This window comes from Aminobacter aminovorans (assembly GCF_900445235.1).
Classification (GTDB): Bacteria; Pseudomonadota; Alphaproteobacteria; order Rhizobiales; family Rhizobiaceae; genus Aminobacter; species Aminobacter aminovorans.
Window position 1 is genome coordinate 1,996,636 of sequence record NZ_UFSM01000001.1, and the last position, 20,860, is coordinate 2,017,495.

Genomic DNA, 20,860 nt, shown 5'->3' on the forward strand with positions numbered 1-20,860 from the left:
TTCCGGTCGATGCACTAACCCCGCAGGATCATCCTGATCGCCTGGTCGAACACCGGGTGCATGCTGCTGGCGTAGAACGACAGGCGGTTGCCCGAACCGGCATTGCAGGTCATGGCGACCGTCAGGCCCGACATCGGCTCGTGCTGCATGACGGTGACGTAGCCTGGAATGCCGCCCTGATGGCCGTAGAGCAGCCGGTCGGCGTAGCTGCTCTGGAACAGTCCGGCGCCTGTCTCGCGCATGCGGGTTCCGGGGAAGCTGACTGCTGCGCGGTTTTCGCTCATTTCGCGAAACAGCGGTGGCGGCAACAGATTGCCGGTAAACAGCGCGCGCATGAAAACGACCATGTCGCTCGGCGTCGACACCATGTCGCCACAGCCATAGGCGCCGGAGAAAGGGAAGCAGTCGGAAGAATCCTGCAACTCGTCGGAGTAGGGCAGCACGCCGTCCATGCGCCACATCTCGCCACCCTCGGCGATGCCGGTCGCGGCATCCAAGGCAGGTTTCGGGCGGTGGTAGTAGCCGCGCACCATGCGCTCGGATGGAAAACTCTCGGTTGCCGGCGACCAGCTGTCCTTGAGGCCGAGCGGTTCGAGCACCTTTTGACGAACATAGGCTCCCAGCGAAAGCCTTGAGACCGCCTCGATCAGCATGCCGGCCAGCACATAACCGGTGTTGTTGTAGACCGCGGGACCGCCCGGAGCGGACTGGTTGCCGACGCTGAAGGCGAGGTCGACGAGTCTTGCCGGCGTCCACACCAGGCTCGGGTCCATCGGAATGTCGTATTCGAATTCGGGCAGGCCGCCGCGATGGTTGATCAGCTGGCGTACCGACACCTCGCCGGCGCGCGGCAGGTCGGGGAACCAGGTCGAAATCGGAGCGCCGAGATCGACCTTGCCTTCATCGACGAGCTTCATCAGGGCCGCGGCAACGAAGGTCTTTGTGCAACTGCCGATCTTGAACAGCTGGTCCGGCGTGACGGGCAGGCTGCGCGGCCTGTCCGACACGCCAGTGGTGACGGCAACGACCTCGCCGTCACCGAGCGCGAAGGCCAGCGAGGCGCCTACCGCGCCTTCGACGCGGTAGGTTTCAAGCAGACGGTTCAGATCTTGGAGCATGACTGTCTGCCCTCTTCGCTGTTTGGCCTTATTCGGCGATGTCGACGGCGGCGAAATTCTGCCGGCCAAACGGGTCCATCACATAATTGAGCACGCTCTTGCGCACCGGGATCGAGACCACCGAGTGGGCGATCGGCGCCTCCGGCACCTCGGCCTTCAGGATCGCCTGAGCCTGGCGATAAATCTCGGCGCGTTTCTCCGGATCGGCGGTGACGCGACCTGCTTCAAGCAACTTGTCAAACGCCTCGTTGCACCAGCGCGACCGGTTCGAACCGCCCTTCACGCCGTCGCAGGCAAAGGAGAAGGAGAGCATGTTGTCGGGATCGCCATTGTCGCTCGAACCGCCGAGCAGATAGGCGTCGTGTTCGCCCTTGCCGGTGCGGGTCAGATACTCGCCCCATTCGAAGGTAACGACCTCAGACTTGACGCCGACCGCCGCCCAGTCAGCCTGGATCATCTCGGCCATGCGACGGGCGTTGGGGTTGTAGGGGCGCGACACCGGCATGGCCCAGAGCTTGATGTTGGTGCCGGCATCGAGGCCTGCTTCCTGAAGCAGCTTCTTGGCGCCTTCCGGATCGTAGTCGATTGCCGCATCGGTGACCGCGCCCAGCTGCATCGGCGGCACGACGCTGCCGGCAAGGCTACCTGCGCCCTGGTAGACGGCCTCGACGATGGCCTGGCGGTTGATCGCCTTGGCCAGCGCGGTGCGGACACGCACGTCGCCGAGCGGCGCGTGCTGGGTGTTGAAACCGACCGAGCCGATATTCTGGCCGGGCTGGCTGAGGATATCGACGTCCGGATTGTCCTTGAGTTCGGCGAGGGCTGCCGCCGGCGGCGGGGCGGCGACCTGGCATTCGTTGGCCTTGACGCGGGTGACACGGACCACCGGTTCCGGCGTGATCGCAAAGATCAGCGTGTCGATCTTGGGCGCGCCGTTCCAGTAGTCCTTGTTGGCGGCGTAGCGGATCTGGGCGTCCTGCTGGTAGGCCTGCAGGACGAACGGGCCGGTGCCGACGGGGCGCTGGTCGATGACCTCAGGCGTGCCGGCGGCGACCATTTTTTCGGTCTGCTCGAGCGACAGGATCGAGAGATAGTCGAGTGCTATGCCGGGAAGGAAGGTGACGTTTGCCGTCGGCAGCGTGAAGCGTACCGTGTAGTCGTCGACCTTTTCGATGTTGGCGATCATCGAAGCCATGCCGAGGCCGTTGAAATACTCGTACGAGGCGTTGGCGAGCTTATTATAGGGGTTGCTGGAGTCGCGCTGGCGATTGAAGGTGTAGAGGACGTCGTCCGCGTTGAACTCGCGCGACGGCGTGAAAGTCTCGTTGGAGTGGAACTTCACGCCCTTGCGAAGATGGAAGGTGTAGACCTTGCCGTCCTCCGACACGTCCCACTTTTCGGCCAGGGCTGGCCCGACCTCTGTTGTGCCTGGCTTGAACTCGACGAGGCGGTTGAAGATCGTCTTGGCTGCCGCGTCCATGGTGGAGTCGGCAACCGTCAGCATCGGGTTGAAGGTCTCGGGGCTTGCCTCCGAGCAGTAGACAAGCGTCTTGGCGTAGGCCTGGCCGCCGAGAAGCATGGTCGAGGCGACAAGCGCCGAACGCAGAAATATGCCTGAAGAAATCATTGGTATCGCTCCCTTTTTTTGTTTTCGATGAGGGCGCGCAGCGGTTCTCCTCCCGTCGCGCCAACATTCCTGCTGTGCGGTCTATCTGCTGTCTGACTGCACGAAACGGTCCGGCGCGAGCGCGCCATAGGTCACGCCGAGTTGGACGAGATCGTCCGGCAACGGCTCGCCGCGCATCAACGCCGAGCCAAGCCTGGCAAGCGTCAGCGATACTTGGAACCCGTAGCCGCCTTGGCCTCCGAGCCAGAAGAAGCCAGGCAGGCGCGGATCGAAACCGACAACCGGCGTGCGGTCGGGCGCAAAGGTGCGCAAGCCGGCCCAGGGTGTCGATGGCCGGCCGACATCAAGGCCGGTCGCTTCCTCGATGTTGTAGGCGGCAGTGGCGACGTCGATATCCTCGGGATAGGCATCGCAGGGTTCGGTGTCGGCCTCGTCGGCGAGCGAGCCGATCAGACGGCTTGCATCCGGCTTGAAATAGAAGCGCTCGTGCAGGTCGACGACGAGCGGCCATTTGCGGACGTCGACGCCGGCAGGCGGGTCGAACAGGAAGGCGGTGCGCCGTTTGGGCGCGAAGCCGAGGCCGGACAGGCCGGCACGGCCGGCAATGACGTCGACCCAGGCGCCTGCGGCGTTGACGACGATGTCGCCCTCGTGAACGCCTAATGCCGTGACGATGCGGTAGCCTTGCGGCGTGCGCTTGATTTCGAGCACGTCGGCGCCGGTCACGATCTTGCCGCCGGCAGCCTTCAGCGCGGAGGCCTGGGCCTGGACCATCTTGCCGGTGTCGATGTCGACGGCGCCCGGCTCATAGACGGCGCCGCAGGTTCGCTCCGGCGCGATCAGCGGCACCAGTTCGGTGACTTCCCCGGGTGACAGCCGCCGCACGGATGGAACCAGAGCCTGGTACTCGGCGGCGAGCTTGTCGATGGCGTCGTCATCGTCCGGACCGCCGAAATGCAGGGCGCCACGCACATGCTCGATGAAGCCGCCGTCGATGATGGCCTGCCGGCTCGCCACCGACAAAGCGCGCACAAGGGCGTTGCCGTAGGTCTCGGTGAACAGGGCGGCGGAGCGTCCGCTGGCATGATAGCCGAGCTGGGATTCGCGTTCGATCACCGTCACCTCGGCCCATTGCTGGACGCTGGCGGCGAGCGAAAGGCCGGCAATGCCGCCACCGATGACGAAAACTTTTGGGGTGTGGGACTTGGAATGCATGGCCATTCGTAAAATCATTTTCTGATGCGGTCAATATTTAGCGTATAGGAAAAATATAGGTGAATCTTGCGACAAGAGAGGAGTTGGACTAGCTAACATGGAAGGGTGATGGAGATGAGCATGTCCGAACAGCCGAATCTCGGCGACTGCCTGCGCAACCTGAGACGGCAACATGGCTGGACCCTCCAGGACGTCAGCCATCTCACCGGCGTGGCGGTGTCGACGCTGTCGAAGGTCGAGAACGACCAGATGTCGCTGACCTATGACAAGTTGCTGCAGATCTGCGGTGGACTCGGCATTCATGTCACCGAACTGTTGAGTGGTGACTCCAACAAGCCTACCGCGCGCACGCGCCGGTCGGTCACGTCAAAGACGACGACGCTGCGCCAGTTGACGCGCAACTACGACTATTTCTACCTCGCCACCGACCTGGTGCGAAAGCGAATGGTTCCGATCCTGGCCAATGCCCGGGCGCGCACGCTCGAGCAGTTCGGCCCGCTGACCAGTCATGCCGGTGAGGAATTTCTGATCGTGCTGAAGGGCGAGATCGAGGTCCACACCGACCAGTATGCGCCGGTGCGGCTTAAGGAAGGCGAAAGCGTCTACATCGACAGCACCATGGGTCATGCCTACCTCTCTGTAGGCGAGGGTGATGCTGAGATGCTGTGCGTCTGCTCCGGCGACGAGCCCGACATGGAGCAGACCCTGATCGGCCTCAATGAGGAAGAGAAGGTCGGGGAGGAAGAGAAGATCGGGGCCTAAAGCATTTTCGCTTCGAATTGCGAAAACGCTCCAGTTTCTTGATTTATGTCAGGCGACCCGGCGGCCTTCGCGCCAGACCGTACGCACGACCGGCACATGCTCGTCGACCCGCACCCGCACCAGATCGCCGCGGCGCCCGGCCTCGATTACGCCGCGGTCGGTGAGGCCGACGGCGTCGGCCGGGTTCTTCGACACCATCGCCATCGCTTGCGGCAACGAGATGCCGTCGACGACTTCACCGAGGAAGAAGGCCGACTGGATCAGGCTGAAGGGGATGTAGTCCGACGACAGGATGTCGAGCAGGCCATGTTCGGCAAGGGCGCGGGCCGAGACGTTGCCGGAATGCGAGGCTCCCCGCATGACGTTGGGCGCGCCCATCAGCACGCCGAGGCCGGCATCTTTCGAGGCGTTGGCGGCTTCGAGCGTGGTCGGGAATTCGGCGACGCGAATGCCTTGCGCGATTGCTTCGTCGACATGTGCCGTTGTGGCGTCGTCATGGCTCGCCAAGACGATGCCGCGCGCGTGGCAGGCAGCCGAGATCGCCGCACGGTTGGGGGCCGAATTGCGGGCGGAATCGCCCATGCGCTTGTCGCAGAATGTCTGGAATTCGACGTCGTTCAGCTTCAGCTTGCGCTGGTAGTAGTAGGCATAGGTATCAAGGTTGACGAACTGGCGCTGGCCTGGCGCGTGGTCCATCAGCGAGGCCAGCTTGACGCGGTCATCGCCGTCGAACACGGCAAAACTGTCCTGGCAGTCGCCGGCCGAGACTTCGCAGCGCAGATGGATGAAGTGATCGGCGCGGACGCGGTCGGCGCGCACGCTGTCCTCGATCGCATCGGCAAGCAGGCGCATGTCGGCTGAGGTCATGTCGGCATCCTCGTCCATGCCGACGCGTAGCGCGTCGAACACGGTGGTGATGCCGGCCGACGCCACCTGCGCGTCATGGGCAAGCACGGCGGCGATCGGATTCCAGCGCACGCGCGGTCGCGGCGCGTAATGGCCTTCGAGATGGTCGGTGTGAAGTTCGACGAGGCCGGGAATGACGTAGTCGCCGCCCATGTCTTCGCCGATGGCGCTCGGGCCGGTCGAAATCTCTGTTATCCTGCCGTCACGGACGACGATCGAGCCGTCGATCACGTCGTCCGCCAGGACGATACGGGCATTCTTCAGGACAAGGTCGGTCATCTCAGGCGGTCTTTCTTTCAGCTTGCTTGCCCAGTGCGCGATAGGTCCGCACCTCGAACGGCGCACCCGGAGACGGCTCGACGAACAAGGCCAGGCCGTCCACCGGTACCGGCTTGTCGAGCGTGTCGCCAAGGCATTCCTCAATTGCGGTGCGGACGCGCGCGGCTTCGTCGGCAGCGATGCGGCCGGTCAGGGTCATGTGGAAACGGAAGGTATGGAAGACGTAAGGATAGCCCCACTGGCTGAGGTTGCGGCATTCGCGCGGCGACAGCGCGTCGGGGTTGCGGCGGGCGATCTCGGCGTCGCTCAATTGAGCGCGGAACGGCTCGAACGCCGTCACCACATCGCCGGCAAAACTGTCGAGTTCAGACAGCGGTTCGGCAGGAACCAGCGCAAAGAAGCCATCGATCTGGGCGAGCTTCAGGCGCGGTATGTCGAACGGCACGGTGGAATTTGCAAAGGCGTCGAGCGCATCGATGAGTGCAGCCTCGGACATGCCGTCGGCGAGACGGAACGGCGCCTTGAGCGTGGCGTGGAAGCCGTAGCGGCGGGCGGCTGCGGTATGGAACGCAACCTCCGCGGCCGACAGCGCGCCAAACGCCTTTGTCGCCGTGACTGCGCCGCCAAACGCGTCGCGCCCGAGCCAGCCGGCCGCGATGCGGCACAGCGGATCATCGTGCTCGGGCGTGAAATAGATGGCGTAGCGCATGGAGAGGTTCCTGGAAGGCCGTGCGATAGATGATTTGCGTGACAGTTTGACGAAGTAGTGGCCGACTTTGCTGCCTTTGCAAGGGCCGGCCACATTTGTTCAGTGACTGGCCTTGTTGCCGATCAGGCGTTGGCGCAATGCAGTCGAGATGTTGTCGAAAATGAACACCACGATCAGGATCAGCAGCACCATATAGGCGACGTTTTCCCAGTCGGAATTGGTGCGCATCGCTTCCCACAGCTTGAGGCCGATGCCGCCGGCGCCCACGGCGCCGATGATGGTGGCCGAACGGGTGTTCGATTCCCAGAAATAGAGCGACTGGCTGATCAGCACTGGCAGCACCTGCGGCACGACGCCATAACGCTGGACCGAGGCGGGCGAGGCGCCGAGAGAGCGCATGCCTTCGCGCTGCTTGTCGTCGATGTTTTCCAGCGCCTCGGAGTAGAGCTTGCCGAAGGTGCCGGTGTCGGTGAAGAAGATTGCCGAGATGCCGGCGATCGGGCCGGGCCCGAAGGCGCGGGTGAAGAACAGTGCCCAGATCAGCATGTCGACCGAGCGCAGGAAGTCGAAGAAGCGTTTGGCGACCTGGTTGACGAGGCGGTTACGGGTGATGTTGCGCGCCGCAAGGAATGCCAGCGGGAAGGCGAGCAGGCTGGCGAAGAGCGTGCCGACGAAGGCCATGACGATGGTCTGGGCGAGCTTGAGCCAGACGTCGCCGTGCTGCCATTCCGAGTTGTTGACGATATTGTCCCAGGCAAGGGCGGCGTTGGACCTGTTGGGGTCTAGACGTTCACCAGAGGAGATCAGTGACAGCACTTCGCTCGTCGACTTACCCCAGAAGGGCGAGTTGGCGTCGAAGACGAAGTTCTCCCAACCGAAGAAGCGGTGGCGGATCTTGACGTCGTCCTCATCGATCTGCAGTCCGCCGGCAAAGCCGAAATCGGCAAGGATCTTCTGGCCCGGCGCTTTCTGCGTCGCCCAGGTGGGCAGGGAACCAGTGACCGAAAGGCTCTGGCCCGGCACGATGGTCACTTCAAGAGTTTCGCCGCCATGGGCGACCATCACGCGATCAGGCGCGATGTCGATCGTCGTGGCGGTTCCGATATGGGCAACGACGCGATCGGCAGGCGCCTTGTTGCCGGCGATGGCGGCGCCGGCCGGCTGGGTGATGTCGAGCCAGTCTGGATGGCGGTCGGCGCGATAGGACGAGAAGCGTGCGTAGCTGACGTCGAGGCGGCCATTCTCGAACTCGATCTGCGGACGTATCTCGTAGCTGACCCAGTCGGCGAGATAGGTTCCGGCGATGCCCCAGTTGCCGGCGGCAAGCACAGCGCCCACGGCGAAGAACCACCATGCGAAGGCGAGATAGGCGACGATGCCGGCGCTGACGGCCCAGCCGATCAGGCTCTTGCGCCAGGAGCCGCTGACGACGCCGGGGTGGCGGTCGGCGATAGCCTGCATGTCGGCCATGGAAAGTGTGGTCATGATTATTCCCCGCGACCGAAGGCGAAAGCCTGTTCGCCGACCAGCTTCTTGCGCAGCCAGGCCGAGAACTGGTCGACCGCAACGATGGTGCAGAACAGGAGGACGATGATGGCGATGGTCTTGGCTTCGTGGTTGCGGCTGATCGACAGGCGCAGCGCCTCGCCGATGCCGCCGCCGCCGACTGCGCCGATGATGGTCGAGGCGCGGACGTTGATTTCGAGTCGCAGCAGGCCGTAGCTCAGGAAGTTGGGCATCACCTGCGGCACGATGCCGAACCAGACGCGCTCGGGCCAGTTGCCGCCCACGGCGCGAAGGCCTTCGTCGGACTTCATGTCGGCGTTCTCGACCACTTCGAAGAACAGTTTTCCGAGTGCGCCGACGGTGTGCAGCGACACGGCGATGATCGCCGGGATGGCGCCCATCGAGAGCACCGCCAGGAAGAAGCCGGCGATGACGATCTCGGGGAAGGCACGCAGGATTTCGAGGAAGCGACGGACGAAGAAGCGCAGCCAGCGCTGGGTTACCAGGTTGGAGGCCGCGAGGAAGCAGAGCAGGAAGCCGAAGGCAAAACCGATCAGCGTCGAGACGAGCGCGATGTTGATCGTCTCCAGCATCTTGTAGACGTATTCGGGCAAATAGAACGAGCCGAACAGATACATCCGACCTTCGGGATAATCGAATTTCAGGCTGCCGTCGGCATAGGGCGAGGGCAGGTCGAACATGGCGCGCCAGACCTCAAGGCCGTCGCGCGGGATCAGCTGGTCGACGAAATCGAAGACGTGCGGCAACCGGTCGAAGAACTTGCCGGCATTGCTGTCATTGGCGAACCAGAGCGATCCGGACAGCGCGATGAAGAGGAAGAACAGGCTACCCGCCGTATAGAGGCGGCGGCGGCTGGCGAGCTCACGCCAGTGCTGCTCGACCGCGAGGCCGGCTTCCGAGAGGGGCATTGTCATTGGGGTTTCGTCCGATCCCGGATAAAAGGGACGCGCCGCGATTGCTGCGCGGCGCGTCCGTGTTGCCTTCGGGGCTTAGCTGCCGATCTGCGCCTTACGGGCGTCGATCACAGGCTGGTAGAATTCCGGGGTGACTTCGGTGTAGCCCTTGAAGTCGCCGCCCTGGATGGCTGCGAAGCAGGCCGGATCGGTCTGCGGCAGCTTGACCATGTAGTCCTTGAACTTGCTCTTGATGTCGGCGTCGAGCGAGGTGCGCACGACGATCGGGCCGTTCGGGATCAGCGGCGACTTCCAGACTTCGACCAGGTCGTCCATGTCGAGGATGCCCTTGTCGACCATCTTCTTCAGGTTGCCCGAGGTGTAGCCGTCCTTGAACTCGCCGACGCCCGAACCGAAGGTCGTGCCGGCGTCGAAGGTGCCCTTGAGCACTTCGAGGACGAGGTTCTCATGGCCGCCGCCGAAGCCGGTCTCGGCAACGAAGTCCTTGACGGCAACGCCGCCGAGATCCTTGGGCAGCGAGGTGACCGGGATCAGGTAGCCCGAGGTCGAGTCTGGGTCGGCGAAGCCGAGCTTCTTGCCCTTGAGGTCTTCGAGCTTGGTGATGCCCGAATCCTTCTTGGCGACCATGATCGTGTAGTAGCCGGTGGCGCCGTCGGTCTGGACGGTGGTCAGGATCGGCTCGACCGCGTCCTTGTTCTGCAGGTAGATCTTGGCGTAGCCCGATGCGCCGAGCTCGGCGTAGTCGAGCGTGCCGCCGAGCAGGCCCTGGATGGTGCCGTCATAGTCGGCGGCGGGGAACAGCGCGACCTTCTCGACGCCGATGGCCTTGGGCAGCTGGTCGACGAGGCACTGGAAGTTGCGCAGGCGGTCGGCTTCGTTCTCGCCGCCGATCAGGCCGATGCGGAATTCCTTGAGGTCGGCTGCATTGGCCGAACCGATCGCCAGCACGGCGAGCGAGGCGGCACTGAGAAGTGCTTTCTTGAACATGACATGTCTCCAGTTCGGCCCGGCTGCATGCCGGGTCATTGCGGTTGCTGATTGCAGGCCCTTGACGCGGGCGAGACGAACGCGAGCAGCCTCAGGCCGGGGCGTAGGCCGGTTCGAGATGTGCGGCGGATACGGGAACCCTGACCTTGACCGGACGGATGCTGGTCGAAGTGATGGCTTCGGAAATCTCGGCGCCATCCGCGTCGGCACCGTAGACGAGGCGGACGGCCTCGATGGTGAGGTCTTCGGGCGCGCCGTCGAAGACCACCGCGCCGCCCTGCATGCCGATGATGCGGTTGCAGTAGGTGCGGGCGGTGTCGAGCGTGTGCAGGTTGGTGATGACGGTGATGCCTTCGCGCAGGTTGATGTCGCGCAGCGCATCCATCACCACCTTGGCATTGAGGGGGTCGAGCGAGGCGATCGGCTCGTCGGCGAGGATCAGCTTCGGCTCCTGCATCAGCGCACGGGCGATGGCGACGCGCTGCTGCTGGCCGCCCGACAGCGTACCGGCTGGCTGGAGCGCGGTGCGGGCGATGTCGAGACGCTCGAGGGCGGCGATCGCCCGGATGCGTTCTTCACGCGAGAAGATCGAAAGCAGGTTGAGCGCTGTCGAACGATGGTTGAGGCGGCCGAGCAGGACGTTGGTCAAGACGTCGAGGCGCGGGACCAGGTTGAACTGCTGGAAGATCATGGCGCAATCGCGCTGCCATCGGCGCAGTTGGGTGCCACGCAGGGACGATACTTCGGTGCCGTCGAAGACGATCGAGCCCTGGCTCGGATCGATCAGGCGATTAATGGTCTTGAGCAGGGTCGACTTGCCGGCGCCGGAGCGGCCGATGATGCCGACCATCTGGCCCTGCTGAATCTGGAGGTTGACGCCGTTGACGGCGACATTCTTGCCGAAGCGGCGCGTCACGTTGCGGATTTCGAGCATCTTGGCTTCCCTGTCCCGGCGGGCTTTTTCGCCCTTGTCTGGGACCGGCCTAGACCCGGGACGTGAAGCTGCAATGTCGGGACCATGTCAGTTTTGTTACGATGCACAGGCCGGAATGCAGAAAATGCAGCTTTTGCGGGCAAATATCACTCTTTTCCGGAATCCCCACTCTTCAACCAGCGTAGCGCGAGCTGCTGTTGCGGCTCGTTTGACGATGGTGGAGGAGGGGCGTTAAGTCGCCCAAGTCTCGAGGACGAGAGGGCTTATGGCCGCGGGAAGCTGCCACTGCGTAAATGTTTCGTTCGAGGTCGAGGACGAGCCGGCAAGTGCGATGGCTATCTGTTGTGGTTCGTGCCGCGTGACAAGCTGACCGTCACCACGCCGCCGGAGCGTCTTGCGACCTACGGCTTCAACAGGCACGTCGTCGACCACATGCTTTGCTTGAACTGCTGCTGTGCTCCGTTCGGCATGGGTGTCAGCCCGAGCGGCGAGAAGACGGCGGCGATCAATGTACGCTGCATCGAACAGATCGATCTGACGACGCTCAAGCGCATCCCGTTCGACGGTGGCAGCCGCTGACCGCCTCAGCGGAAGGTGTGTGCGAAGCAGACTCTGCCTGAGAAGCGGTTGCGAAACGGCATCTCGATACCAGGTATTCGCAGGGGTACGCTTTGTTCAAGTGCCCCTCGCCGTGCCTTAGGCCCTGACGCGGGAAGGCTATGGACCGTCTACCGGTGACTAAAATCATGCCGAATCAAGGATTTGACAGAATCTGGCAAGATTCTGCCAAAACTTGACCTCCAAACCCTGACACTACAGTTGTTAGTCATTATATGACGACAGACGTCATTTTGAGGATCCGCTGATGAAATTGTCCCGAACGACCCGCTTCGCCACGCTCTTCGCGGGCCTGTTTCTTGCCTTCTCGATGGTGGCCGTCGACCACGCCGACGCACGGCGCGGCGGCAGCTTCGGCAGCAGGGGAGCGCGCACCTTTCAGTCGGCACCGCCGACCCGCACCGCACCGCAGCCGACCGCGCCGGTCGAGCGCTCGATGACCCCGAATACCGGCCAGGCGGCCAATCCGGCCGCAACCAGCGCCGCACGCCCCGGTGCTGCCATGCAGCAGCGCCCCGGCCTCTTCGGCGGCTTCGGCGGCGCGATGATCGGCGGCCTGTTGATGGGTGGCCTGCTCGGCATGATGATGGGCCAGGGCTTTGGCGGCCTAGCCGGCATGTTCGGCATGCTGATGCAGATACTTTTGATCGGCGGCGCTATCTGGCTCGCTCTGCGCTTCTTCCGCTCGCGGCAGGCGTCCAACGCCGGTCCGGCTATGGCGGGCGCAGGCGCCGGTGGCGGCAACTTCAATTCGGGCGGCGGCAACTTCAACTACCGCGATGCCGCCCCGTCTGACGAAGGCGGCAAGGTCAATGGCGTCAGCCGTTCGTTCAGCATTCCGAGCATCGGCGGCAGCCGCGCCAATGCCGCGCCGCAACAGCCGGTCAGCCAGGACATCACCGTGTCCGGCGAAGATCTCGATACTTTCCAGCGCATGCTGACCGAGGTCCAGGAGGCGTTCGGCCGTGAGGACCACAAGGCGCTGCGCCGTCTGGTGACGCCGGAAATGGTGTCGTATCTCTCGGAAGAGCTAGCCGACAACGCGCAGAACGGCGTCCGCAACGATGTGACCAACGTTCAGCTTCTGCAAGCCGACATTGCCGAAAGCTGGAACGAAGGCGACCGCGACTACGCCACGGCGGCGATGAACTATTCGTCGATCGACGTAACCCGCAACCGCACGACCGGCGAAGTGGTGGACGGCGACGAAAACGAGCCGACCGAGACGACCGAGCTGTGGACCTTCGTGCGCCAGAATGGCGGCGACTGGCAGCTCTCGGCGATCCAGGACGCCTGAACCGTTTCAGGCTGATTACAACGCCCGCGGTCTTCCCGCGGGCGTTTCCGTTTCGGGCGGTGCCTTATCGGTTGCGTCGCAAATCCAATTGCTCTCGAAATTATTCTGGGCAAGGTTGAGCGCTCGGGAGATCGGGATCATCCGACCCGGCACCTACGTTGGGGTGTGCACGCGAAGCTCGGATGGCCATGGCCGACAATGTTCTCGTTTCGCCAGATTTCCTGACGCTCACGCTTGGCATCGTCGTCTATTTCGTCGGCGTGCTGCTCAACCGTCACATTGCGTTCCTGCGCAACTACAACATCCCAGAGCCGGTCACCGGCGGATTTCTCGCGGCCGTGGCCGTTTGGGCGTTCTACCAATTGTCAGGCACGGAGATCGTCTTCGAGATGACCACGCGGGACAGGCTGCTGGTCATCTTCTTTGCCACCGTCGGCGTCAATGCGCGGCTGGCCGACCTGCTGGTCGGTGGGCGGGCGCTGGCGGTGTTGTGCGTGCTGACGGTACTTTTCGTCTTCCTGCAGAATGGCGTCGGCACGCTTGGAGCCTGGCTGTTCGGCCTGCCCTCTGCTGCAGGCGTCATCATGGGGTCGATCGCCTTTGTCGGCGGCCATGGCACGACGATTGCCTGGGCCCCGGCGATCGCGGCCGAGCACGGTTTTCCGACCGCCCTTGAAGTCGGCACCGCTGCGGCGACGCTTGGGCTGATCGTCGCCAGCGTCCTCGGCGGGCCGGTGGCAAAGTTCCTCATCGAGCGTGGCAAGCTGACCGCCAACGCGAGCGGCCCCGACGGGGAATCGGCTGTCGCCCGGGCGGAGGGCGCACCGATCGACAAGTCGAACTTCATGCAGGCGCTTTTGCTGGTCAACGTCGCCGTGGTGCTCGGCTATGTGGTTCACGGCCCGGTCACGGCGATGGGCGTGAAGCTGCCGCTGTTCGTGCCCTGCCTGATCATGGGGGTCGTCCTGTCGAACACGATCCCCTACATCTTTCCGCGCATGCCATGGCCGTCGCGCTCGCCGGCAATGTCGCTGATCTCTGACTATTCGCTCTCGACCTTCCTCGCCATGTCGCTGATGAGCATGCAACTCTGGACGCTTGCCGGGGTTGCCGGCCCGCTGCTGGTCGTCGTCGCCATGCAGGCGCTGCTCGCTGTGGCTTTCATCCTGGTGGTGCTTTTCCCGCTTCTGGGCAGGGACTACCAGGCGGCAGTGCTGAGCGCGGGCTTTACCGGCCTTTCGCTCGGCGCCACGCCTACCGCCATCGCGTCGATGACGGCGGTGACCAAGCATTATGGCCCGTCACCGAACGCCTTCATCATCCTGCCGCTGGTTTCCGCGTTCTTCGTCGACCTGGTCAACATGATCGCGATCCAGTTCTTCCTGGCGGGGTAAGGGCTCCTCAGCCGCCGTGCTTTTCCAGGAACTCTTCCGCCGAGAGGTTGCGGAAATCGTCGAGGGCAACGCGCAGCCTGGCGTGGTCCCAGTCCCACCAGGCCAGCGCCTGGAAGCGATCCGCTGTCTTGCGGTCGAAGCGCTCGCGCAGCGGCTTGGCGGGCACGCCGGCGACAATGGTGTAGGGCGCGACATTCTTGGTGACGACCGCGCCCGAGCCGACCGCTGCACCGTCGCCGACGGTAACGCCCGGCAGCACCGTCGAGCCGTGGCCGAGCCAGGTGTCGTGGCCGATGGTCACCGCGTTCGACCGGCGCCATTCGAAGAACTCGGTCTCGTGGCTGGCATCTTCCCAATAGTCCGAGGCGCGGTAGGTGAAGTGATGCAACGTCGGCCGCCAGGTCGGATGGTTAGTGGCGTTGCAGCGCACGGCGGCTGCGATGTTGGAGAATTTGCCGACCGTCGTGCACCATAGGCTGCAGTCCTGCATGACGTAGGAATAGTCGCCGAGCGAACTTTCGCTGATGCGGGTGCGCTCGGAGACTTCGGTCCAGCGGCCGAGCGTCGACTGCGTCACCTCGGCGCTTGGGTGAATCCAGGGCTGCTCGGAAAGCTTGCGGCTCATGCTGCGACCTTTCCGGCGGCAAATGTGGTGACGTCGACGATGCGGTCGGCGACCGCCTCGCGAACGTCGGCGTCGTGGAAGATGCCGAGCAGGGCCACACCCTTCAGCTTCTTCTCCTCAATCAGTCCGATCACCACTTCGCGGTTGGTGGCGTCGAGCGAGGCCGTCGGCTCGTCGAGCAGGAGCACCGGATGGTCGGTGATGAAGCCACGGGCGATGTTGACGCGCTGCTGCTCGCCGCCGGAGAAGGTGGCGGGCGGCAGGCTCCAAAGACGTTCCGGCAGGTTCAGCCGGCCGAGCAGTTCCGAGGCGCGGGCATGAGCCTCGGAACGTTCGGAACCGCGGGCGACCAGCGGCTCGGCGACGACGTCGAGCGCCGATACGCGCGGAACGGTGCGCAGGAACTGGCTGACATAGCCGATGGTGTCGCGGCGCACCGAAAGTACGGTGCGCGGATTGGCAGTGGCAAGATCGACAAGCTGGCCATGGTGATCGACGATGATCTGGCCCTGGTCGACCCCGTAGTTACCGTAGACCATCTTCAGGATCGAGCTCTTGCCGGCGCCAGAGGGGCCACCGAGCACGGCGCATTCGCCAGTCCTGACCGAGAACGAGACATTGGCGACCACCGGCAGGCGGATGCCGCCTCGCAGATGCATGGTGAAGGCCTTGGAGACCTCCGAGACGATGAGGGGAGTGGCCATGTTAGAGTCTTTCCTTGATGAGCATGATCTTGCCCGAAAACCGGGAACCACTTTTCGGGATCATGCTCAGACCTGCAGGATGGAGGAGACGAGGAGCTGGGTGTAGGGCGCGCGCGGATCGTCGAGCACACGGTCGGTGAGACCGGATTCGACGACATGGCCGTCCTTCATCACCATCATGCGCTGCGACAGGAGCCGTGCGACGGCGAGGTCGTGGGTGACGACGATGGCCGCGAGGCCGAGGTCGGTGACCAGTCCGCGCAACAGGTCGAGCAGGCGTGCCTGCACCGACACGTCGAGGCCGCCGGTCGGTTCGTCCATGAACACCAGCCGCGGGCCGGTAACGAGGTTGCGGGCGATCTGCAGGCGCTGGCGCATGCCGCCCGAGAAAGCGCGGGGTTCGTCGTCGATGCGCTCCTCGTCGATCTCTACGCGGCCGAGCCAGTCGACTGCGGTAGCGCGGATGTTGCCATAGTGACGGTCGCCGATGGCCATCAGTCGTTCGCCGACATTGGCGCCGGCCGACACCGTCATGCGCAGCCCGTCGGCCGGGTTCTGGTGAACAAAACCCCAGTCGGTGCGCATCAGGAAGCGGCGCTCGGCCTCGCTCATGCGGTAGAGGTCGCGCCACTGGCCGTCGCGCATGCGGTAGCTGGCGGTCCCAGAGGTCGGCAGCAGTCGGGTCGACAGGCAGTTGAGCAAGGTTGTCTTGCCCGAGCCGGATTCACCGACGATGGCCAGCACTTCGCCGGGCCATAGATCGAAGGAGATGTCCTCGCAGCCGATGCGCGAGCCATAGTACTTGGACAGCGCCGTAACGCGCAGAAGCGGTTCGTCGGTCATGATTGGGCAGGCTCCAGAATGTCTGGCGAGAGGTGGCCGCGATGGCCGCAGGCCTGGCGCGTCTCGCAATGGTCGGTGTCGGAACAGACGAACATGTGCCCGCCCTTGTCATCGAGGATGACTTCGTCGAGATAGACCTGCTCGGCACCGCACAGGGCGCAGGGTTGGTCGAAAGTCTGGATCTCGAAGGGATGGTCCTCGAAATCGAGGCTAACCACCCTGGTGAAGGGCGGCACGGCATAGATGCGCTTCTCGCGGCCGGCGCCGAACAGCTGGAGCGCGGGCGACATGTGCATCTTGGGATTGTCGAACTTCGGTGTCGGCGAGGGGTCCATTACGTAGCGGCCCTCGACCTTGACCGGATAGGCATAAGTCGTGGCGATGCGGCCGTGCTTGGCGATGTCCTCGTAGAGCTTGACGTGCATCAGTCCATATTCCTCGAGCGCGTGCATCTTCCGCGTCTCGGTCTCGCGCGGTTCGAGGAAGCGCAACGGCTCGGGGATCGGAACCTGGTAGACCAGCGTCTGGCCCTCGGTCAGCGGATGTTCCGGGATACGGTGACGGGTCTGGATGATCGTTGCCCTCGCCGTCTCGGTGGTCACCGCGACATCGGCGACCTTCTGGAAGAAGGCACGGATCGAGACGGCGTTGGTCGTGTCGTCGGCGCCCTGGTCGATGACCTTGAGCACGTCTTCAGGGCCGATGATCGCGGCGGTCACCTGCACGCCGCCGGTGCCCCAACCATAGGGCATCGGCATTTCGCGGCTGGCGAACGGCACCTGGTAGCCGGGAATGGCAATGCCCTTGAGGATCGCCCGGCGGATCATCCGCTTGGTCTGCTCGTCGAGATAAGCGAAGTTGTAGGTTGCGATGTCAGACATGGCAGGCAGATCCGATTTGCGCTAACTCTTTGCCGCGTTGACCATTGCAACGAGGGGGAGCCGCATGGATTCTTCGGGGTGGATTCGTGTCTTGGTTCTGGTGGCTCTGGCTGTAGCCGCTGTGGCGTTTTTCGTGCGGCGCAAGCCAAAGCCGACTAAGCGAGCCTGGGACAATGATAGTGCTCCGCAACGCGACCTCGGCTCCTGACAGTTGGGCGATTGAGTTGGGAGAGCTCATTCGGATGCCTCCCTTGTCTCGGTCTGATGTGTAGCTTGACGCTTCTCGTGCTCGCCGCGCATGCGGCGGACGAGGTCGAGCTCAGCCTGGAAGTCGACATAATGCGGCAGCTTCAGGTGTTCGACGAAGCCGGTCGCCTGGACGTTGTCGGAATGCGAAATGACGAACTCCTCGTCCTGTGCCGGTGCGGTGATGTCCTCGCCCAGTTCGCCGGCGCGCAGCGCCCGGTCACATAGCGACATGGCCATGGCCTTGCGCTCCGACTGGCCGAAGACCAGCCCGTAGCCGCGAGTGAACTGCGGCGGCGCCTTGGCCGAGCCCTTGAACTGGTTGACCATCTGGCATTCGGTGACGCGGATGCGGCCGAGGCTTATGGGAAAGGGCAGTTCCGGCACGTCGAGCTCGAGCTCGACTTCGCCGATGCGGACCTCGCCGACGAAAGGATGGCTGCGGCCATAGCCGCGCTGCGTCGAGTATCCGAGCGCCAAAAGAAAACCCTCGTCGCCGCGCGACAGCGCCTGCAGGCGGATGTCGCGCTCCATCGGAAACTCGAGCGGTTCGCGGGTGATATCACCCGTGAGGTGGTCCTCGGGCAGCTCGCCGTCAGCCTCGATCAGCCCTTCATGGGCCAGGATTTCGGACACGCGCGCCATGCGCTGGCCGTCGCCTTCGCGCTGCTCGGGCGTCGCGACTTCGGCATCAGTGGCGAGTTCCGGGTCGAGCAGGCGGTGGGTGTAGTCGAAGGTCGCGCCGAGCAACTGGCCGCCGGGGAGGTCCTTGTAGGTCGCCGAAACGCGGCGTTCGACCTTCATGGTGGCTGTGTCAATCGGCCTCGTGTAGCCGAGGCGCGGCAAGGTGGTGCGGTACGCGCGGACGAGGAAGATCGCCTCGATCAGGTCGCCGCGCGACTGCATGATGGCGAGTGCGGCAAGCTCACGGTCATAGAGCGAGCCTTCCGACATGACGCGGTCGACGCCGAGCGCCAACTGTTCGACGATCTGCTCGATGCGCAGCGACGGCACCGAGCGGTCACCGCGGCGGCGGTCGGCGAGAAGGCGATGGGCGTTGGCGATGGCGGCTTCGCCGCCTTTGACAGCAACATACATATCAGGCCTCCATCGTCTTGATGCGGACAGTGCGGGGCAGGCAGGCGACCGCTCCGGGCGCCGCCAGGATCACATCGACGCCGCGCGGGAAGCGGGCGCCGTTCTGCTTCCACTGCTCGACGAAATGGCGCGGCAGAGGCGTCGGCGCGATGCTATCAGTCGTCTCGATGCCGGGGCCCTCAAGATGCAGCGGCGCACCATCGGTCAGGCTGTCGACCTGCAGGATCAGTGTCGTCGAGCGATCGGGATATTCCTGCGTTCCTTGCGCAAAGTTTTCGAGGGAGATCAGGTTGGCCGGGTTGGCGACAAGGGCGAAATGCGCGTCGGCCGGTGTCGCGGCCAGCGGCGCGCCGGTGTGGAAGCCGAGCCAGGACTTTGCCGCCGAGACCTGCAGCCCGGCATCGAGCCAGAGCGGAGTGTCGTGGTCGCACAAGGTCAATGCCACCGCGCCTGCGGTTGCCGCAAGCGGTGCAGGCGGCTGTGCCAGGCCAGCTACCTGCTGGACTGTGCCGGGACGCGCCATGGCGTCCATGACGGCGCGGAAAACCGTCTGGGCATTAAAAACCGGGGCGGCAAAGCCGCCGTCAATTACATCCATCTGATCCATCAGTCCTCTCCGCGCACCATGGTGAAAAAGTCGACCTTGGTCGCTGCTGTTTCGGCACGACTGGTCGCATCGGCTTCGGCTTGTGCGGCACGCAGCGGTGCGATGACCTTCTCTTCGATGTCGGCGCGGCGGTCGGCATTCTGCCAAAGGGCATCAGTGATGGCCGAAAGGCGGGCCTTGTCCTTGTCGCGGCCGAGCGCATAGGAATGGCCGATCTCGCCGCTCGGCAAACGCACCGTGGCGCGGGTCACCGTCGCCTCGCCGAAGTTGAAGGGCGCGCCGCCGCCGCCGATACGGCCACGAACCGACACTAGGCCGGTCTCCGGTCCGCGCAGCATCTCGGCTTCGCCAGAAATGCCTGCCGCCGCGCACAGCCGCTTCAACTCGTCCACTGGTGCTAGCGAAAGCGCCGCCATGGCCGTCTTGCGCGCCGTCTCCAGTTCTCTTTCCTGCCGTCGGTCCATCGCTTTCGCTGCTCCACTTCACATTTGTCTATTGTTCTATACAATCGAACAACTTACAATGGGCTTGTAGCGAGGCTCCGTGACGGACGCATGACAAGTCGTAAAGCTGGGACGGTGGATTTGAGCGGGCAAGGACGAGAGCAGGCGGTGACACGCAAGAGCGGGGTGGCGTTATGGCGCCAGATCGCCGACCAGATCAGGCAGGGCATATCTGCAGGAACCTTGGGCGCCGATGGCAAGCTGCCGCCCGAAATGATCCTGTCCGAACGCTTCGGCGTCAATCGTCATACCTTGCGCAGCGCCATTGCCGCGCTTGTCCAGGAAGGCGTGCTGCGCGCCGAGCAGGGGCGCGGCACTTTCGTCGAGAGCCGCCAGAGGCTGTCCTATCCGATCTCGGCGAGGACGCGCTTTTCCACAGGGCTGCGCGAGCAGACACGCGAGCGCCGCAGCATCCTGCTGGCGGATGCCATCGAGCCTGCCGTCAGCCGTGTCGCCGAAGCCCTGGGGCTTGCGCCCGATGCGCCGGTGCTCCGGCTGGAAACGCTGAGCGAGGCCGACGGCCGGCCGGTGTCGCGCGCGACGAGCTGGTTCGACGCCGAGCGCTTCCCCGACTTCGCGCGGGTCTACGCCGAGACCGGGTCGATCACGCTCGGTTTCCAGCATTTTGGAATCGATGACTATTTCCGCAAGTCGACGCTGGTTTCGGCGCGCCACGCCGATGCCGCCGATCTGGCCGATCTCAAGCTGTCCGCTGGCGCCATCGTGCTCGTCGCCAGGGCGATCAATGTCGACACCGCAGGCGTGCCGGTCCAGTACGCTGAAACCCGCTTTGTCGCCGACAGGGTCGAACTCAGCGTCTCGACCGAGACGTAGCGACAGCGGCAGGTTGAACGGACGGGTTCCCGGTTGAAGCCGGCGCATACATGTATCATGTTCGTGGCAGGCGTGAGCAAGTTTAACCAGGACGGTTCCCGGACCTGTGAGGGATTGACGCTCCTCCACGCCGCCTCAACCTTATTTCTTCAGTCCATGCTTTGCCGGTGACTGAGTCGAAGTCAGCGTTTCGGCTGAGGCGCAGGAGCGCTACTCCGCTGTGGCTTAGCCC

The 20,860-nt window shown here is 64.0% G+C and carries 21 protein-coding genes; 5 read left to right on the top strand and 16 right to left on the bottom strand.

From position 1 onward, the window contains the following. Positions 1-14 precede the first annotated feature (14 nt). The 3 genes from DY201_RS09765 to DY201_RS09775 all read right to left on the bottom strand — a co-directional run bounded on the left by DY201_RS09765 (position 15) and on the right by DY201_RS09775 (position 3,966). Complete coding sequence (locus DY201_RS09765; RefSeq protein ID WP_115731030.1) at positions 15-1,118, bottom strand: serine hydrolase domain-containing protein; 1,104 nt, start codon at positions 1,116-1,118, stop codon at positions 15-17. A gap of 28 nt (positions 1,119-1,146) precedes the next feature. After that, complete coding sequence (locus tag DY201_RS09770) at positions 1,147-2,745, bottom strand: ABC transporter substrate-binding protein (RefSeq protein WP_165915828.1); 1,599 nt, start codon at positions 2,743-2,745, stop codon at positions 1,147-1,149. An 81-nt stretch (positions 2,746-2,826) separates the two neighbouring features. After that, entirely contained in the window at positions 2,827-3,966 is a 1,140-nt protein-coding gene (locus tag DY201_RS09775; protein WP_245431945.1) for an NAD(P)/FAD-dependent oxidoreductase, read from the bottom strand. A 114-nt stretch (positions 3,967-4,080) separates the two neighbouring features. On the opposite strand from DY201_RS09775, the gene DY201_RS09780 reads away from it, so the two are divergent. Next, positions 4,081-4,722 (top strand): helix-turn-helix domain-containing protein, encoded by a 642-nt coding sequence (locus DY201_RS09780; protein ID WP_115733699.1) that lies wholly within the window; start codon positions 4,081-4,083, stop codon positions 4,720-4,722. Positions 4,723-4,770: 48 nt separating this feature from the next. Here the strand turns inward: DY201_RS09780 and DY201_RS09785 are convergent, their stop codons facing one another. The 6 genes from DY201_RS09785 to phnC form a co-directional block, all read right to left on the bottom strand. Continuing rightward, positions 4,771-5,907, bottom strand: a complete 1,137-nt coding sequence (locus tag DY201_RS09785) for an alpha-D-ribose 1-methylphosphonate 5-triphosphate diphosphatase (RefSeq protein ID WP_115731031.1) — start codon at positions 5,905-5,907, stop codon at positions 4,771-4,773. 1 nt (position 5,908) lies between these two features. After that, positions 5,909-6,616, bottom strand: coding sequence for a DUF1045 domain-containing protein (locus tag DY201_RS09790; RefSeq protein WP_115731032.1), 708 nt, complete (start codon positions 6,614-6,616; stop codon positions 5,909-5,911). A 99-nt stretch (positions 6,617-6,715) separates the two neighbouring features. Further along, entirely contained in the window at positions 6,716-8,101 is a 1,386-nt protein-coding gene (phnE, locus tag DY201_RS09795; RefSeq protein WP_115731033.1) for a phosphonate ABC transporter, permease protein PhnE, read from the bottom strand. A gap of 2 nt (positions 8,102-8,103) precedes the next feature. Further along, the gene (gene phnE, locus DY201_RS09800) at positions 8,104-9,057 is read right to left on the bottom strand and encodes a phosphonate ABC transporter, permease protein PhnE (RefSeq protein ID WP_165915829.1); all 954 of its coding nucleotides are present in this window, start codon (positions 9,055-9,057) and stop codon (positions 8,104-8,106) included. A gap of 75 nt (positions 9,058-9,132) precedes the next feature. Continuing rightward, entirely contained in the window at positions 9,133-10,044 is a 912-nt protein-coding gene (gene phnD / locus DY201_RS09805) for a phosphonate ABC transporter substrate-binding protein (protein WP_115731035.1), read from the bottom strand. A 91-nt stretch (positions 10,045-10,135) separates the two neighbouring features. Continuing rightward, positions 10,136-10,978, bottom strand: a complete 843-nt coding sequence (gene phnC, locus DY201_RS09810) for a phosphonate ABC transporter ATP-binding protein (RefSeq protein ID WP_115731036.1) — start codon at positions 10,976-10,978, stop codon at positions 10,136-10,138. Positions 10,979-11,320: 342 nt separating this feature from the next. On the opposite strand from phnC, the gene DY201_RS09815 reads away from it, so the two are divergent. From DY201_RS09815 to gltS, 3 genes are all read left to right on the top strand, one after another. Then, positions 11,321-11,557 carry a hypothetical protein gene (locus tag DY201_RS09815; RefSeq protein ID WP_425358720.1) on the top strand — a complete coding sequence of 79 codons (237 nt, stop codon included), beginning with the start codon at positions 11,321-11,323 and terminating at the stop codon, positions 11,555-11,557. Positions 11,558-11,843: 286 nt separating this feature from the next. Continuing rightward, a complete protein-coding gene (locus DY201_RS09820) occupies positions 11,844-12,893 on the top strand; it encodes a Tim44 domain-containing protein (protein WP_115731037.1) in 1,050 nt (349 codons plus the stop codon). 188 nt (positions 12,894-13,081) lie between these two features. Further along, positions 13,082-14,287 (top strand): sodium/glutamate symporter, encoded by a 1,206-nt coding sequence (gene gltS / locus DY201_RS09825; RefSeq protein ID WP_342635180.1) that lies wholly within the window; start codon positions 13,082-13,084, stop codon positions 14,285-14,287. A gap of 7 nt (positions 14,288-14,294) precedes the next feature. Here gltS and DY201_RS09830 read toward each other — a convergent pair whose 3' ends face one another. From DY201_RS09830 to phnG, 7 genes are all read right to left on the bottom strand, one after another. After that, positions 14,295-14,912, bottom strand: a complete 618-nt coding sequence (locus DY201_RS09830; protein WP_115731039.1) for a DapH/DapD/GlmU-related protein — start codon at positions 14,910-14,912, stop codon at positions 14,295-14,297. Continuing rightward, complete coding sequence (gene phnL, locus DY201_RS09835) at positions 14,909-15,616, bottom strand: phosphonate C-P lyase system protein PhnL (protein WP_115731040.1); 708 nt, start codon at positions 15,614-15,616, stop codon at positions 14,909-14,911. Before phnL ends, DY201_RS09830 begins: the two co-directional genes overlap by 4 nt. 66 nt (positions 15,617-15,682) lie before the next feature. Continuing rightward, positions 15,683-16,459 (bottom strand): phosphonate C-P lyase system protein PhnK, encoded by a 777-nt coding sequence (gene phnK, locus DY201_RS09840; protein WP_115731041.1) that lies wholly within the window; start codon positions 16,457-16,459, stop codon positions 15,683-15,685. Further along, positions 16,456-17,340 (bottom strand): alpha-D-ribose 1-methylphosphonate 5-phosphate C-P-lyase PhnJ, encoded by an 885-nt coding sequence (locus DY201_RS09845; protein WP_115731042.1) that lies wholly within the window; start codon positions 17,338-17,340, stop codon positions 16,456-16,458. Before DY201_RS09845 ends, phnK begins: the two co-directional genes overlap by 4 nt. 234 nt (positions 17,341-17,574) lie before the next feature. After that, positions 17,575-18,684: a carbon-phosphorus lyase complex subunit gene (locus tag DY201_RS09850; protein WP_115731043.1), complete on the bottom strand. Its 1,110-nt coding sequence runs from the start codon at positions 18,682-18,684 to the stop codon at positions 17,575-17,577. Between the two features lies 1 nt (position 18,685). Beyond that, positions 18,686-19,291, bottom strand: coding sequence for a phosphonate C-P lyase system protein PhnH (gene phnH / locus DY201_RS09855; protein WP_115731044.1), 606 nt, complete (start codon positions 19,289-19,291; stop codon positions 18,686-18,688). Beyond that, positions 19,291-19,755, bottom strand: coding sequence for a phosphonate C-P lyase system protein PhnG (gene phnG, locus DY201_RS09860; RefSeq protein WP_067958793.1), 465 nt, complete (start codon positions 19,753-19,755; stop codon positions 19,291-19,293). The genes phnH and phnG overlap by 1 nt, the downstream gene beginning before the upstream one ends. Before the next feature lie 90 nt (positions 19,756-19,845). Between phnG and phnF the strand changes: the two genes are divergently transcribed. Next, positions 19,846-20,628 carry a phosphonate metabolism transcriptional regulator PhnF gene (gene phnF, locus DY201_RS09865; RefSeq protein ID WP_115731045.1) on the top strand — a complete coding sequence of 261 codons (783 nt, stop codon included), beginning with the start codon at positions 19,846-19,848 and terminating at the stop codon, positions 20,626-20,628. The last annotated feature ends 232 nt before the right edge of the window (positions 20,629-20,860 follow it).